General features: G+C 47.9%; 2 tRNA genes. Both read right to left on the reverse strand.

Going from position 1 to position 217, the window contains the following annotated elements:
* Window position 1 precedes the first annotated feature (1 nt).
* Window positions 2-77 (reverse strand) — tRNA-Val (locus tag FE296_RS00030).
* Window positions 78-143: 66 nt separating this feature from the next.
* Window positions 144-215: transfer RNA gene (locus tag FE296_RS00035), tRNA-Glu, on the reverse strand.
* Window positions 216-217: the final 2 nt, after the last annotated feature.

Below are 217 nucleotides of genomic sequence, written 5' to 3' on the forward strand. Positions count from 1 at the left end.
ATGGTGGAGGCTGAGGGGATCGAACCCCCGACCCTCTGCTTGTAAGGCAGATGCTCTCCCAGCTGAGCTAAGCCTCCGAACAACACATTTATGATCATATCATAATCTTGTTGTAAAAATCAACTTCTTTTTTGAAGTTAATATGACCCGTAGGGGATTCGAACCCCTGTTACCTCCGTGAAAGGGAGGTGTCTTAACCCCTTGACCAACGGGCCTT

The organism is Paenibacillus sp. UASWS1643, from assembly GCF_008693195.1.
In the GTDB taxonomy this organism is placed as follows: Bacteria; Bacillota; Bacilli; order Paenibacillales; family Paenibacillaceae; genus Paenibacillus; species Paenibacillus amylolyticus_B.